Raw genomic sequence first — 1595 nt, forward strand, 5'->3', positions numbered from 1 at the left:
GTGAGGAGTCGGGCGAGGGCGGCGGGGGTGGGGGTGGTGAAGACCTGGCGTGCCGTCAGGTCGCGGCCGAACTCCCTGCGGACCAGCGCGCACAGCCGCATGACGGACAGCGAGGTGCCGCCAGCGGTGAAGAGGTTCTGCTCGGGCGCGACGGGGTTGGTGTCCTCACCCAGGATTTCGGCGAAGAGTTCGCACAGCCGCCGCTCGTCGTCCGTGACGGGTGGGCGCGTGGTCTCCGGGGCGCCGGCGCTCACCCGGGGCGCCGGGAGCGCCCGGCGATCGATCTTGCCGTTGTCGTTGAGCGGCAGGGCGGCGAGCGGCACGAACGCGGAGGGAACCGCGTAGTTCGGAAGCCGGCGGGACACGTCCTCACGCAGCCGGTCCGCCGAGAAGGTCGTCTGCTCGCTGGGCACCACGTAGGCGACGAGGCTTCGGTCTCCTGGTCGGCCCTCGTGGACGTGTATCGCGCACTGGCGTACGGCGGGATGGTTGGCCACGACGTCGTGGACCTCGTCGGGTTCGACGCGGAAGCCACGGATCTTCACCTGGTGGTCGGTGCGGCCAAGGAAGTCCAGCAGCCCCTGGGGGGTCCAGCGTGCGCGGTCGCCGGTGCGGTACATCCGTTGACCCGGTGGGGAGAAGGGGCTGGCGACGAAGCGCTCCGCGGTGAGCGCCGGTTGTCCGAGGTAGCCGCGGGCGAGCGCGTCGCCGGCGAGGTAGATCTCCCCGGCGACGCCTGGCGGGCAGGGGCGCAGCCGCTCGTCGAGCACATAGGCGCGGGCGCCTGCGAACACGCCACCCAGGGGGACGCGTGCCGCGCCGGTGTCGGTGCGACGTGTCCGGTGGCCGGTGATGAGGGTGGTGGCCTCGGTGGGGGCGTATCCGTTCACCACGTCCGTGTGCGGGCAGTGGGCGTGGATCCGCTCGACGCTCGTCGGGGGAACCACGTCGCCGCCTGTCCAGACCTCTTCGAGCGGGGCGAGGGCGGCGGGCTCGGTGTCGGCGATGAGTTGGAAGAGCCCGGCGGTGAGCCAGGCGGCCGTGACCTGGCCCTCGCGCAGGGTGTGGATCAGGTTCGGCAGCTCAAGCTCGCCGGGCGGCGCGACATGGACCCGGCCGCCGTGCAGCAGCGGCACCCAGATCTCGTAGGTCGAGGCGTCGAACGCGAGGGGCGAGTGGAGCAGCACGCAGCGGTGCGCGCCCGTGTGCCAACGCCGTTCCTGGACGAGGTCGGCGATGTTGCGGTGGGTGGTCGCCACCCCCTTGGGCACGCCGGTGGAACCGGACGTGTGGATGACGTACGCCAGTTGGTCCGGGTGCGGCTCGGGGAGGTCACGGAGCCGGGCGCCGGGAGACGGGAGCAGAGCGTGGGCCACGTTCAGTCGTGGCAGGGCCAGCGTCCGGCCGAGGTGGTCCGTGGTGGAGTCCGTGATCACCAGTCGAGCACCGGCGCGCCGCGCGATGGTCCGCTGCCGTTGTGTGGGGTCGGTGGTGCGGAGGGGGAGGTAGGCGGCGCCGGCTTTGAGGGTGCCGAGGAGGGTGGCGACGGTGGCTGGTGCGCGTTCCATGAGGATGGCGACGCGGTCCTCGGCGGT

At 72.4% G+C, this 1595-nt stretch carries 1 protein-coding gene; it reads right to left on the reverse strand.

Features of this window, described 5'->3' with window-relative positions; genetic code table 11:
- The coding region (locus tag E1265_RS36105; RefSeq protein ID WP_243741361.1) for a non-ribosomal peptide synthetase at window positions 1-1568 on the reverse strand (1568 nt) is incomplete at its 3' end.
- Between the last annotated feature and the right edge of the window lie 27 nt (window positions 1569-1595).

The organism is Streptomyces sp. 8K308 (assembly GCF_004348315.1).
Classification (GTDB): domain Bacteria; phylum Actinomycetota; class Actinomycetes; order Streptomycetales; family Streptomycetaceae; genus Streptomyces.